Origin of the sequence: Enterococcus sp. DIV1682a (assembly GCF_051711005.1) — a bacterium.
In the GTDB taxonomy this organism is placed as follows: domain Bacteria; phylum Bacillota; class Bacilli; order Lactobacillales; family Enterococcaceae; genus Enterococcus_B; species Enterococcus_B hirae.
Map to the genome: position 1 here is coordinate 2,595,454 of NZ_JBIOLT010000001.1, position 13,781 is coordinate 2,609,234.

The window sequence follows — 13,781 nt, forward strand, 5'->3', positions numbered from 1 at the left end:
AAATAGAAGACCTATTTTACCGTTTTCTATATTATTTATTAAGGAATAACACACTTTACCGCCTTTTTATACCATCAACATGTACATGCCCACAGCCACGACAGCTCCGACCATTGGCGCTACTACTGGTATCCATGAATAGCCCCAGTCTGAGTTTCCTTTGTTTGCAATTGGTAGAATCGCATGGGTCAGACGTGGACCTAGGTCACGAGCTGGGTTGATCGCATAGCCAGTTGGTCCACCTAGGGAAAGACCGATTGCTAAGATCAAACCTCCGACAGCAAAGACATTCGTACCATCGGCAAATGAGTTTTGTCCAAACGCTAATAATCCTAGTACTAAAACGAAGGTACCGATCAACTCGGTGATAAAGTTCGCTGGATAATTTCGAATGGCAGGACCTGTCGCAAATGTACCTAAAATTGCGCCTTGGTCTTTCGTCACACTCCAATGTGGTAAATACGTCAACCATACTAAAACAGCTCCGACGATCGCACCTAACATTTGCGCAATAATAAACGGAATCACTAGGTTCCAGCCAATTGCACCGGTCATCGCCATCGCTAAAGATACGGCTGGATTCAAATGAGCAGGTCCCATAAATCCGGAAATATAGACAGCCATTGTAACGGCTAGTCCCCAACCAAAAGCAATTACGATCCAACCAGAAGCTTGGGCTTTACTCTTGTTCAAGTTAACCGCAGCACATACCCCATCACCAAGTAAAACTAAAATCATCGTACCAATAAATTCTCCCATGATCTGCGTCATTTCTGCACTCATCTATTTTTCCCCCTTCAATTCACGTAGATCCGACTCTGCGATCAATTCTTCTAAATGAGCTTCTTGACGCTTCTTCTCTTCTGCTGACCAAGCGAAGTAAGACGCAATGGCATCAATGATCGGTTGTTTGATTGCATCAAGTTGATCACGTTCAAACAACAAGTGATTCGTGCGACGAATCAAGTAGTCGCCTGGTGCTAATACCATTTCTTCTTCTAACCCATAACGTAAACGAGCAGATTCAGCTAAACTTAGTCCTTCATACGGTGTCATTTCTTTTGCCAAAGCAAAAATCTTTTTCGCATTGGTTCCATAAAAATCTGCAATGTATTTTGCATCAGCTTCTGCTAAACCAGATTCAACTCCGATTTTTGTCAATTCTTCCACAGTTTCTTCCAGTTTCGTTGGATCAAAATCTCCACCGGAAACGGGATAATGTTTCGAATCGATTTCTTTTACTGACATCCGGTAGTCATCTTTCAACAACTGGCGGATTAATTTTAGTGCGCCCTCTGCCATCTTACGGTAGTCTGTGATCTTCCCACCTGATAGTGTCACCAAACCATCCGATTCACGTTCTAACGAGCTGCCTCGAGAAATCGAAGAAGGGGCTTTTTCATCACGGCTGTTTTCTAAATGATTCAATACGTCCTCTACTTCTAATCGAGAAGCCTTGTTTTCTTTATATTCAGTAACCGTATCAACGACTTTACTAAAGCTTTTATCTGAAATAGAGCCGTTGTCGCCACCGTTATAGTCAGAACCAGAATTACCGATCAATAATGGGCGTAACCCTGCCCAACTTGATTCGATATCTGCGAGGGTGATGTTTGCATCTGGGTAACGATGATTGATGACATCTAATAAATAGTCCACATCTTCTTGCGTTACTTTTGGATCTGTATAGTCCCCTTGATAGTCCGTATCTGTCGTTCCAAAATACGTTTTATTTTCTCGTGGAATGGCAAAAACCATTCGGCCGTCTTGTTTGCCCGTGTCAAAATATGTTGGTTGTGGAACAGGCAGTTTTTTAGCATCTACGACTAGATGAACACCTTTGGTTGGTCGCATCTTAGGTGATACCGCACGTTTGAAATTCAAGTTACGGATTTTATCGACCCATGGACCACTTGTGTTGATCACTATTTTTGCGTGGATTTCCACGACTTGATCCGTCAGCAGATCACGTGCTTTGACACCCACGATTTGATCTCCTTCATATAAAAAGCCAATCGCTTTCATTTTACTTACTAGATAAGCACCATCTTCTGCTGCTTTTTTGATGTTATCGATCACTAAACGTGAATCATTGTTCCGAAAATCTAGATAAACACCAGCGCCCTTTAACCCTTCTTTTTTCAAAAACGGTTCTCGTTCTAACACTTCTTCTGGCGTCAACGTATAGTTTTCATATTTTGTTCCAGTCACATTTGCCAATTTATCGTAGAGATCCATTGCCACTTTGACTGAAAACATATTAAATGTCGTTGCACCCTCATCTTCATAGATCGGTAGTAACATTGGATCAGGTTTTGGAATGTGCGGTGCAATGCCTTGGACCACCGCTCGTTCGCCTACAGTATCTGCTACAACTTCGACGTCAAAAGTTTTAAGATAACGAATCCCTCCGTGTACTAATTTTGTGGAGCGTGAAGAAGTACCTTCTGCAAAGTCTTGCATTTCGATTAGCCCCGTTTTGATTCCTGATGCTGCGGCTTGAAGCGCCACACCAGCCCCTGTGATACCGCCACCAATAATCAGCAGATCCAACTTTTCGTGTTGCATTTTTTCAATACTTTCTTGTCTTGTTCCTCTTGAAAACATGACATTCCCTCCCTTTACTCAAATGCTTGTGTTGCTACTACCGCTTTTTTCCAACCGCCATATAATTTTTCTCTACGCTCTTCAGGCATCTCTACTTCAAACATCTTGCCCGCTTCATAAAATTCTCTGATTTCATCTGTATCTTTCCAAAAACCAACCGCTAAACCAGCTAGAAATGCCGCACCTAATGCCGTAGTTTCCAGATTTTCTGCTCGTTGGATCGGAATATTTAAAATATCTGTCTGAAATTGCATCAAATATTCATTATTCGCTGCGCCACCATCGACCTTCAAGACTGGTATTTTGATCCCTGTGTCTTCTTGCATCGTATCAATGATATCTCTTACTTGGTATGCAATCGATTGTAAGGTTGCTTTGATAATGTCTTCTTTGGTCGTCCCACGTGTCAACCCAAACATCGAACCTCTCGCAGCTTGATCCCAATAAGGTGCCCCTAACCCAACAAATGCTGGCACGACATAGACTTCATCCTCACTTGTGGAACGTTTTGCTGCCTCTTCGGAATCACTTGCTTTTTGTAACATTTGCAACCCATCTCGCAACCATTGGATGGAAGAACCTGCTACGAAAATGCTCCCTTCCAGTGCATAATAAACCTTGCCATTGATTCCATAACCAATCGTCGTTAATAGATTGTTCTTGGATAGTTGTGGTTCTTCCCCAGTATTCATGACGATAAATGATCCTGTACCATACGTATTTTTGACCATTCCAGGTTCAAAAGCCATTTGTCCAAACAAAGCAGCTTGCTGGTCACCAGCCATTCCAGAAATCGGCACTTCACTTCCATAGAAATGATACCCTTGTGTATAACCATAAATTTCCGAATTAGAAGTCGGTTTTGGCAGCATTGCTCGAGGAATGTTCAAGAGATCAAGGATTTCCTGATCCCAATCAAGATCGTGAATATTAAACAACATCGTCCGACTTGCATTGGAATAATCCGTCACATGTGCTTGACCGTCTGTTAATTTCCATACCAGCCATGAATCGATCGTACCAAAAAGCAATTCGCCTTTTTCAGCACGTTCTTGCGCTCCCTCTACATGGTCAAGAATCCAACGTATTTTTGTAGCAGAAAAATAGGCATCAATCACTAAACCTGTTTTTTTATGGAAAAAGTCTTGGTAGCCTTCCTTTTTTAAATTATCAGCAATTGATGCGGATTGACGAGATTGCCAGACCACAGCATGATAAATCGGACGTCCAGTATCTTTTTCCCAGATCACCGTCGTTTCACGTTGGTTAGTGATCCCGATGCCTGCAATTTGATTCGGTTTGATCCCAGATTCAATGAATGCCCCTGCAATGACCGACTGTACGGAGTTCCAGATTTCATTCGCATCATGTTCCACCCAGCTCTCTTTAGGAAAATATTGCGTGAATTCTTTTTGTGAACTACCGATATGTCTACCTTTTTTGTCATAAATAATTGCTCGTGAACTTGTCGTTCCTTGGTCAATCGCCATGATGTATGTTGATTCTGTCATTCTGATCTCCTCCATTATCTGCAAACGCTTTCTAAATTTATCTTTATCTTACACCGATTCATTTTTTAGAAACTGCCAAAAAAACATTTATTTTCTGTTTTTTTGACAGTTTTTAATTTTTTGCTTTTTTTTCTTCTTCGATTTTTTGCTTTAACCTTGCGATATCATAGCTTGAAGCAAACTCTGATAAATAATAATAATTTTGATGAGGATCTTCTTGATTAAATGTGATCACTAAATCATACTTTTTTCCTGGTCGTCGATTTTCAATCTCAATCCCACTGATTCCTTTTAACTCTCTTAACAAAAATTGTTGAAATGCCACTCGATAAATCGGTAATGTTTCAATATCGATTCCGATAGTGACCGATTTCGCAATATAAAAATCGATCATCATAAGAATATTGGCATACTGAATCATGAGATAACTTAAAGCAGCTTCTTCACCTTGTTTAGCAGGTAGTTGTGTCAGCGTTGTTTCTTTCAATCGTTCGAGTAATTGACTAAGGGAGCGGCCTAACATCTTTTTCTGTTGTTGCAAGAGATGTTCTGGCTCATAGATCATCATGACTCCTCGAAAAAAATAAAACTCATTATCGATTTGAGCTAATTGATAACCGACTGCTTTTTCTTCCTTGATCTTCAACTTTCGTGGACGATAGTGCCACAACATCGTTTCTCTAATGTACGTATCTAATACAGCTGTTGGTAATTTTTTGCTTCGGGTTAAATCATATTGATAAAAATGTTCTTCTGATAACACAGCAAACGAGACAAAAAAACTGTAAAACATTAAAGGCTCATAGCCACTGATCTCAGCAGCTGTCCGACTTAAATAAAGTGAAATGACCGGATCAAGTGCTTGATACAAACGATCCTTTTGGTAAAGTATTTTCTTCTCTTTCAATGTAGCAAACGTCGTTTTTTCACTCAATAGCCGTTTACGAGTGATCCCTAGCCAGCAGGCGATTTTACTAGCTGACTCTTGAGAGAATGTCGTTTCTAAGGCTCGCTCCAATCCTAAAATAAGTGGCGCTTTATCAGGCGTCTGTTGTAAGAAAAGGGGACGTTGTGATTCAGAGATAAATTGGAATAATACATAGTAGAAATAACGAACTTGCAATTCCTCGCCATAGAGTTGGCCATTTTTGATTTGTAGAGAAAATTCTTGCAGTAACTGATTCAATTCTTTGATCTTACGAAAGACAGAAGATTCGCTGATATTAAAAGCTGTCGCTAGACGAACGATCGATGCTTGGTGATGTTCTAATAAATAAACAAGCAGATTGAATTTCAAGCTTTGTTGAACTAAGAATAGAATGATTTTTTCTAAGCTGACATCTTCAGCCAACTCTAATGTGACTTGAAATTCATTTCTTTTGATTGCTACTTTCTTCCCCATCATCATACCGATCATTGGGATTTCTGCTATATATTGATCAAATGATGTTTTAGAAAGATTGACTTGTTCCCTTAATTGATTCGTTCCTACAGTTCCACCATGCAACACCATTTCCCTAAGAATCAGCACTTGCAACTGCTCTTTTTTCTCTAATAATTGTTCAATCTTCATCGAGCGTATCAACCACCTTTATCAATTGAAGCGGCAACCGATATTCTGGCTGGAAGAATAACTCCCGTTCGAATAATTTCTCTAACGTCCAGCCTTCCTCGATAGCGAGAGTGAATCGATCCAATAAATCGAATATCTCCTCTCGACTTCGCAACTGCGCACCAAGTAATTGTCCCTTTTCATTGCATATCACTTTGATTTTCGCCGTTTCACTATTGGTCGCAGCTAAGCGGGCAAGCAAATATGTTTTACGGACAGTCTGCGGATAAAAAATACTTTCTTCTTCCGTTAGCCCGACACTTCCCAGAAAATAACCAAACCAATGATTTCCAATTGCTCGGTAGGTTCCAGGATCCTTCGTGCGTTTGCCACTAATCGTTTGACTCACCACTTGTGCCGTACGTAGTGCATTGTTGACCAAAGAGACATACATTTTTTCTTGGGTCGGTTGGAACGTCACTTGGATCGCATCACCGATCGCATAAATATCCTTCGCTGACGTCTGCAAATACTCATCGACCCAAATCGTACCATCTTCATTTAGCTTCAACTGATCTTGCCAGAGATGATGGTCTGGACGCGTATGATTCGCTAGCAGAACTAAATCATAACTTTCTGTTTTTTGATCCGTCACTACGACCACTTGCTCGTTTTCTTCGAGCGTTTGCACTTGTTCATTCAAAAACAATTGGATATGCCGTTGCAATAACTCATGTGTTAACGGCTCAACCATTTCGGGGTCGAAATAACGGAACAACAATGTTGGTCGGCTTTCATAGAGATGGATTTCTTTTTGCTGATGATATAACCCTTCTGCTAATTCAAGTCCTACTTGTCCCGCACCAATCACAGCAATCTTTTGTGCCTTCGCAAGACTTTGTTCCAAAGATTCTTTTAAGTGGATATCTTTAACAGAACGGATCTGCGTACTTTTGTTTCCATTTTTGAATTGCTGACTCGAACCCGTTGCAATCACTAACGTATCAAAAGTAAGCTGACGCCCATTTTGGATAAACACTGTCTTCGTGGCTATTTCAAGTGAAACGACTTCCGTGCGTACTTGAACATCAATTGCGTATAGCGCTTGCAATTCTTCCTTAGTCAACCAATAAAGTTGTTCTTTACTTGTGAGTTGCTTTTTTAACAGTAAATTGAGTCCACTCGGTATAAACCCAATCTTGTCCTGTTTTTCCAAAAGTATGATTTCACTGTCAGGACAACTTTTTCGCAAAGAAATTGCTGCATAGATCCCCGCAAAAGAACCACCAATGATCACGATCCTCATCCATTTCCCTCTTTTCCAATAGCCTATTTGAAGAGTATCATGTAACCGTTAATGTTTCAAAAAATGTACTCAAAAACGAAGCAAATCTTCGATCATAAGAACAGCCGTGGTGTTAGATCAAGTAGGCAACTTTTGCAGAATAAAAAAATAAGTTCGATTTTGACAATAAAAATCAAAATCGAACTTATCTTCTTTTTGAGAAAGAACTATCGTCTCAGTCTCATTAATCTATTATTAACGAAGCATCAATTACAATAAACTTTTTGTACTCCACATCATAGATTGTCCATAAATATGCTCCAAGTCCTTCTCGCCCCCCATTATAATATTGGGTAAATTCATTATTCCAAAGATAGATTTCCAACCTTTTTTTTTCTGGAAAAAGTTGCTGGTTTATTTCAATAAAATCTTCCTTTTTCCCATATAAATTTTGAGGATTATCCATAAACGCATGTTCATATGTTCCTTTTTCTTCAAAAAATTCTTCGACAGATATTTTTTTGCTATTCATTAACTCTGGATTTACTTGGATAGGATAACCTTTGATTTCATCAAATGAACGCAAATTAGTGTAAATAATCTTTTCCTCTCTTGTTTCCTGATACTTCTTTTCATATTCCCTACTAGTAAACTTTCCATCTTTTGTTTTAATCGCCCAAATTCTAAGCGCCCACAGTCTATTTTTGTAATTAAGAAAAGCTAATGCAGCTTCTTGATGACTTATTATCTTTTGATAATTCTCTTCATAAAAAAAAGCATAATTCATGGCAAAACCTTTTTTTCTGAAATTCCATGTTTCTTCTTCTAATAATTCCATTTCATCACTCTCCTATACTTCCCCATACTATTTTCCTTTAATTCCATCATAAAACCTTTTTAATTATAAAATTATTTAAAACTACTTTTTCACAAAAAAAGGAAAAACGAACTTCGAAAAAATCATAAGTATTACATTGTCACTTCTTTTCCGGATCTAAAAAGATATAAAGAAGAAACAAATACTTTGATCTATGAATAATAGTGTCGTATGGAAGAATCGAACCACAAACAAACACCTGATTTCGTTGATTTTCCCTTAAAGAAAAGAGAGCCAAGGAAGTTCTACCCTTGACTCTCCTTTTTTAATCATTTTGTATCATCTACGGGATAAACAGTTCAATATCAATGACCGTAAATCGTTTTTGTTTCTTATCATAGATCGACCATAGATACGCTCCATCATCTCTTCTACCTTCATTATAAAAGTTAGTAAAATCAGTATGCCATTGATAAATGACTAACTCACTTCGATCAGGAAACAGGAGTTGATTGACTCGTTTGAAATCTTCGATTGTTCGATGGGTCTGGAGATAACTACAAAAAGCGATTTGGTATTCCCCACCCTTGGCAAAAAAAGTTGTGGAACTGATTTCATCAGCTTTCATCATTTCGGGATTGACCCGTATGGGAAAGCCGTCATAAGTATCAAACGAGGTTTCTTCCATATAAGTAAGCGTTACTTCTTCAGTTCGTTCATACAGTTGAGGAAACATAATCAATAAGGCTTCACGCTCTTTTCTAAGCTCTTTTACCATTTGGTAACGCTCTTGTTTGCGTTCTTCATACTCCATTTGTAGCTTTTTAAGGTCTACTTTTTGTCCGACGGCTTGAAGATATTTGATCTCTCCTTTTATTTGGGCATCTACACCAGCTTCTATTTTTGCCTCGACTTCTGGAGTTAGTGTGACCTCAACTTTTGGCACTTCGGCAAATTTTTGAGTTAATCCAGGCACAAATTTTGGTGTCCAGATACACCATGCCCGATTAGCATATGTAAGAAATGCCAGTACTGCTTCACGATGACTTTCATATCCTCGATACTTTTCCTCAGTAAAAAAAGCACAATTGACCGGCTCAATTAGATATTCATTACATTCATAATAGAACGTTTCTTTTTCTAGCAATTCCATTTTTCCACTCTCCTCTACTTAGCTACGCCTCACTTTATTTTATCATGAAGCCGACTGAAGTAAGACAACTACCATAAACCTACTTTTTCATAAAAAGAGAAAGAATTGAACACCCAATAGCTAGGAAGTTTTTCCCTTAACTCTCCTTTCTTAAACACTTTTTACCACCTATGGAATAATTAGGGCAATATCAATCACTGTAAATCGTTTCCTTTTTTTGTCATAGATCGACCATAGATACGCTCCATCATCTCTTCTGGGTTCGTTATACAAATTGGTAAAATCCGTATTCCATTGATAAATGACTAGCTCACTTCGATCAGGGAACAGAAGTTGATTGACTCGTTGGAAATCTTCGATTGTTCGATGGGTCTGGAGATAACTACAAAAAGCGATTTGGTATTCCCCACCCTTGGCAAAAAAAGTGGTGGAACTGATTTTATCAGCTTTCATCATTTTGGGATTGACCCGTATGGGAAAACCGTCATAAGTATCAAACGAGGTTTCTTCCATATAAGTAAGCGTTACTTCTTCAGTTCGCTCGTAGAGTTTTGGAAATCTGATCAATAATGCTTCATGCTCTTTTCTAAGCTCTTTTATCATTTGGTAACGCTCTTGTTTGCGTTCTTCATAATCAATTTGTAGCTTTTTGAGATCTACTTTTCGTCCGACGGCTTGAAGATATTTGATCTCTCCTTGTATATCTCCTTTTATTTGGGCATCTACCTCAGCTTCTATTCTTGCTTCGACTTCTGGGGTTAGTGTGACCTCAACTTTTGGCACTTCGGCAAATTTTTGAGTTAATCCAGGCACAAATTTTGGTGTCCAGATACACCATGCTCGATTAAAATACGTGAGAAAGGCCAGTACTGCTTCTTGATGACTCGTAATCCCTTGGTTATTGTCTTCTTTAAAAAAAACACAATGGACGGGTTCAATTAAATGATCGTTATATTTATAATAGAACGTTTCTTTTTCTAGCAATTCCATTTCATCATCCCTTTCTTTCTTAGTTACTTTCTATGTATCCGCTTTTATTTTACCATGTTTTTTTACCTCTCATACTCCATAAAAAAATCAATTTTTAGACTTACGTTGTACATTCTTTTTATTTTTTATAGAAATAGAGGGCAAAATCTGAAGCGACTCCAAACAGTTAGACTAAAAAATCTAAATTTTGGAGGACGTTTCAGATTCCACCCTCTACTTTATAAAGTTTTCTTCTATTGTTAAATTGGATTGTTTATTGGCAGTCTTACTATAATGCTGTAATAAGAGGGCCTACGTCGGAACTGTTTATTTTCGTTTTTTGCTTAACTTTTTCCCTTAACAACTTACTTCTTCAAAGATTCAACGACTTTGATTCCTAATTGATGCGCAGATTGAGGATTCTGTCCGGTCAACAACTGTCCATCTGCATGTACGACCGCTGTAAAAGCTGGTCCTGCTTGATAGTTTGCTCCTTTTTCTTTCAAGGCATCTTCTGTTAGAAAAGGTACTTTGTCCGTTGTTCCATTCGCTGTTTCTTCTTCGTTACTAAAACCAGTGACCGTTTTTCCCGCTAAAATCGGTTGACCAGAAACGTCAACTACAGGAAGTAATCCGACTACACCATGACAAACAGCTGAAACGATTCCGTCATTCTGATAGATCGATGAAGCAATTTTTCCTAGATCCGTTGCTTCAGGAAAGTCCCACATGGTTCCGTGTCCACCGGTATAATAAATCGCACGATACTCGTTTGGGTCGACTTCAGCTGGACTCAAGGTGCTTCCTAACGCTCGGTTACGGAAATCTTCGTCCTGATAATACGTCCAATCGATTTCATCCATCGCTTCCAGACTCTTCGGCTCCAAAGGAACATACCCACCTTTAGGACTGACAAAATCAGCTGAGATATTATTTTTGACTAAAGCATCATAAAAATGAGTCAGTTCACTCAGCCACAGCCCTGTTGGACGGTCGGTTCCTTTATATCTTTCCACATTTGTTAAGACGATCAATACTTTCATTGTTCTCTCTTCTTTCTTTACTAATAGATCTTCACTTATCTATTAGTATTTGATTGATAACGGATCTGTAAAAAATTATACAATGGATTAGGTAAATAGAGTTCTTGATATGCTTTTGCAAATGGTTTGGTCACAAGTTCTGTATCGCGATTTTCCATTAATTTGACCGCCCATTCGGGATCAACTAATAGTTGCTGTCCAACTGCGACAAGCTCTGCATCAGATAAAACCGCTTCAACATCTTGGCGATTACGAACATTTCCTACACCCGCTAATGGTATTTTTCCTTGCAATGTTTCATGGAGATAGTGAAGCATCGATTGCTCATTGTATTGCTCAGAACGAGCAACACGATCATACGTACTTAATGAAACATGAAGGTAATCCAATTTTGTTTCACGTAATTTTTCCATTAGCCATATGGTATCTTCAAAACGGATACCAGGCGTTTCAAATTCTTCTGGTGAAAAGCGATAACCTACGATAAAAGGCTTTGTTGCGTATGTTTCGACAGCTTGAAACACACTTTTCACTACTTCATCAATAAAGCGATAGCGATTTTCTAAGCTTCCGCCCCATTGATCTTCACGACGATTAGAATGTGGCGAAAAGAATTGTTGGATCAAATACGTATTAGCACCGTGTAATTCTACACCATCAAATCCAGCTTCGATCGCTCTTCTAGTTGCTTCACCAAAAGCCTTGATTGTTTCTAAGATTTCGTCTTCTGACAAGGCACGTGGTGTTTCCGCATTAGGTCGTTCTGCAGGGATTGCGCTAGCCGAAACAGTTTGTTCGCCTGATAACGTTGCTCGACTCGTCATACGTCCGCCATGGAAGATTTGTACGATCGCTTTTGCCCCATTTTCTTTGATTGCCTTTGCCAAGTCACTGAGCCTAGGTATCATTTCATCATGCGCTATGCTAAGTTCACCGGGCCAGCCTTTTCCTATATCTTGCACATTCGCAGCCCCTGTAATAACAGCGCCTAGTCCCTTCGAACGTTCTTGGTAATACGTGATCTCATCTTCCGTAATCACACCATTATAAAAACTTAACTGGGTGGTCATAGGTGCCATCATCAAACGGTTAGGTAATGTCACACCAGAAGGAAAAGTGATTGTTTCGTTAAAATTTGCCATGGTGATTCCTCCATTCAGTTCTCTTCGTTTATTAAAACACATAATTAGTTGCGCATACAACTAACGAGATTAAAAAAATTTATTTTTTTTGTAGTTTTTCCGTGGCTGAATTGATTGCTTTAGATAAACATTCACTTTCTACAGATCCTAGAATCTCTTGATATGCATAATGTAGTTCTTCCCAACTACTATCGATTTCTTTTACAAATTCCCGTCCTTGATCCGTCAGATAAACTAATGACAAGCGTCCATCACTGACTGTTTTGATATAGCCTTTGTATTCCAATTTTTCGACAAAACGAGCAATCGTTGAAGGTGCAGAACAAAGTAATTGGGCGATATCCTTTTGTGGTAATCCATCTTTTTCTTTTAAAATTAATAAAATAAACCCATATGTCGGTGTCAAACCCGTTTTCTTAAATGCTTCATCTGCCATTTTATTCAACAGGCGATCTAATTTTTTCACACTAAAAAACAGACAATCATTTAACGCTTGTTCAATCGGTTTCTCCATGTTTTCTCCCCCTAATATCCGCGTAACATATCATAGTATGATTTTTGTTATTTGTCAAAAAAGGCTGTAGTAACAAGGGAAAACAAGAGCATGTAAAATTCCTAGAAAGAATAATATAATCTGTTTTAGGGGATATAAAAACGCAGAAACAAGATTCAAGCACCTTCAAATAATGGGCTGCACCAAAAATTTGAAATAAGATAAGTAGAGAACAGATACGGCAAAAAATTGTCACTAGGTACCGCCAAATAAGAAAAAAACTGCGACTGATTGGTATTGTTTATGCGCTGATTGGTTTATACTTTTTTCAGATAAACTACTTTGGCACCTAATAATGAGACACCGATATGCAAAGTTTCAGCAACTGCAGGTACGCTTTCACCAAAAGGTAATACGCTGACACGATTGATAATGATCCCTATGATAAATACAAGGACGGTCAGCCAAGTTCCCTTTTTTACCCATTGCTGGTCACTTTGTCTTTGATAGATTTTTACAGTTTGGGCACGTAACACGCCAAAGATGAACCCCAGCAAAACAGACAAAACAATAAGAATAAGTGTATGGTTAGTCTTAATGATTTCTTGCCAGTTGCTTATGATTAAATAAAGTCCAACTAATACAATGATGATTTCACTTTTCATCGTGTCTTTGATTGCTCTTTCTTTAAGTAATCTCTGTAAAAAAAAGAGAATCAATACTAACACAATGAGATAATTTTGTAGATGTTCCACGTTTTATTCTTCTTTCTTTCCTGAAATTCCTGAATGCCGTGTATTGATTATTTGGATTCGTTTATTTAACAATCGGGCTCGTAAAAAGTTCCTGATGATCAAACAAAGCCACACAAAGAAATAGATACTCACAAAGGTTAGCGTGTACCTCTCAAGATGAACAGAAACTCTTCCATTTAACAGCACCAACAAGAAATAACTAAAGGGATACGTACTAATAAAATGTAGCAGTATAATCTGAAGATAATTAAGCTTCTCAATTCGCTCGATCAGCGATACTACGCCAATAAAAGCCGAGAGAAAGAAGACAAAAAGAATCTCATTTCTCGTGATCTCATGGGTTTGTGAAACTAATTTGAACAGCAAGAAAGCAAAGCTTCCAATACCAATACTTCTCATCATACGTTGTATCAATTTCATCAGGCTCTCCTTTTCATCTTACCAGCTATCAGGT

General features: G+C 38.5%; 13 protein-coding genes. All 13 read right to left on the minus strand.

Annotation, left to right across the window (positions count from 1 at the left end):
• Window positions 1-66: 66 nt before the first annotated feature.
• Window positions 67-783 carry an MIP/aquaporin family protein gene (locus IGJ23_RS11835; RefSeq protein WP_010720960.1) on the minus strand — a complete coding sequence of 239 codons (717 nt, stop codon included), beginning with the start codon at window positions 781-783 and terminating at the stop codon, window positions 67-69.
• Window positions 784-2,607, minus strand: coding sequence for a type 1 glycerol-3-phosphate oxidase (gene glpO / locus IGJ23_RS11840; protein WP_010737029.1), 1,824 nt, complete (start codon window positions 2,605-2,607; stop codon window positions 784-786).
• Between the two features lie 14 nt (window positions 2,608-2,621).
• Window positions 2,622-4,118: a glycerol kinase GlpK gene (gene glpK, locus IGJ23_RS11845; protein WP_010720962.1), complete on the minus strand. Its 1,497-nt coding sequence runs from the start codon at window positions 4,116-4,118 to the stop codon at window positions 2,622-2,624.
• A 112-nt stretch (window positions 4,119-4,230) separates the two neighbouring features.
• Entirely contained in the window at window positions 4,231-5,691 is a 1,461-nt protein-coding gene (locus IGJ23_RS11850) for a helix-turn-helix domain-containing protein (RefSeq protein WP_178306354.1), read from the minus strand.
• Window positions 5,681-6,976 (minus strand): FAD-dependent oxidoreductase, encoded by a 1,296-nt coding sequence (locus tag IGJ23_RS11855; RefSeq protein WP_438775009.1) that lies wholly within the window; start codon window positions 6,974-6,976, stop codon window positions 5,681-5,683. Before IGJ23_RS11855 ends, IGJ23_RS11850 begins: the two co-directional genes overlap by 11 nt.
• 223 nt (window positions 6,977-7,199) lie before the next feature.
• Window positions 7,200-7,793 carry a hypothetical protein gene (locus tag IGJ23_RS11860; protein ID WP_053766215.1) on the minus strand — a complete coding sequence of 198 codons (594 nt, stop codon included), beginning with the start codon at window positions 7,791-7,793 and terminating at the stop codon, window positions 7,200-7,202.
• Between the two features lie 322 nt (window positions 7,794-8,115).
• The gene (locus IGJ23_RS11865; protein WP_438775010.1) at window positions 8,116-8,925 is read right to left on the minus strand and encodes a hypothetical protein; all 810 of its coding nucleotides are present in this window, start codon (window positions 8,923-8,925) and stop codon (window positions 8,116-8,118) included.
• Between the two features lie 168 nt (window positions 8,926-9,093).
• Window positions 9,094-9,915 (minus strand): hypothetical protein, encoded by an 822-nt coding sequence (locus tag IGJ23_RS11870; protein WP_438775011.1) that lies wholly within the window; start codon window positions 9,913-9,915, stop codon window positions 9,094-9,096.
• 344 nt (window positions 9,916-10,259) lie between these two features.
• On the minus strand, window positions 10,260-10,937 hold the full coding sequence (locus IGJ23_RS11875; protein ID WP_207427338.1) for a type 1 glutamine amidotransferase domain-containing protein: 678 nt from the start codon (window positions 10,935-10,937) through the stop codon (window positions 10,260-10,262).
• A gap of 35 nt (window positions 10,938-10,972) precedes the next feature.
• Window positions 10,973-12,079: an NADH-dependent flavin oxidoreductase gene (locus IGJ23_RS11880; protein WP_438775012.1), complete on the minus strand. Its 1,107-nt coding sequence runs from the start codon at window positions 12,077-12,079 to the stop codon at window positions 10,973-10,975.
• A gap of 79 nt (window positions 12,080-12,158) precedes the next feature.
• On the minus strand, window positions 12,159-12,593 hold the full coding sequence (locus IGJ23_RS11885; RefSeq protein WP_438775013.1) for a MarR family winged helix-turn-helix transcriptional regulator: 435 nt from the start codon (window positions 12,591-12,593) through the stop codon (window positions 12,159-12,161).
• Window positions 12,594-12,889: 296 nt separating this feature from the next.
• Window positions 12,890-13,327, minus strand: coding sequence for a DUF1453 domain-containing protein (locus IGJ23_RS11890; protein ID WP_207427342.1), 438 nt, complete (start codon window positions 13,325-13,327; stop codon window positions 12,890-12,892).
• Window positions 13,328-13,330: 3 nt separating this feature from the next.
• Window positions 13,331-13,747, minus strand: a complete 417-nt coding sequence (locus tag IGJ23_RS11895) for a DUF3021 family protein (protein ID WP_438775014.1) — start codon at window positions 13,745-13,747, stop codon at window positions 13,331-13,333.
• Window positions 13,748-13,781 lie beyond the last annotated feature (34 nt).